The sequence below is a fragment of the Pseudomonas sp. AC229 genome (assembly GCF_979254655.1).
Genome location: NZ_CEEDHK010000088.1, coordinates 1 through 244, shown reverse-complemented (window position 1 = coordinate 244; position 244 = coordinate 1). Strand labels below are relative to the sequence as shown.

Genomic DNA, 244 nt, shown 5'->3' with positions numbered 1-244 from the left:
TGGTGCTGGAGTCGCCTTGGGAGACCGAGTCGAACAATTGCGTGTGTGCATCGCCGGAAATACCTATGCCGCGGTCGCTCACGGCGAAGATCAGGTGCGGATCGCCCAGGCTGTTAGTGCGCCGGCACACGCTGACGGCCACGTGCCCTTGCGCGGTGAATTTCAGGGCATTGCTCAGCAGGTTCAACAACACCTGTTTCAGCCGCGTGGGGTCGCCTTTGATGCGATGCGGCACGCCGGTTTC

1 protein-coding gene is annotated in these 244 nt (G+C 61.9%); it reads right to left on the bottom strand.

The window, feature by feature from the left end:
* On the bottom strand, positions 1 to 244 hold a 244-nt coding region (locus AC0IW7_RS24970; protein ID WP_471821543.1), incomplete at both ends, for an ATP-binding protein.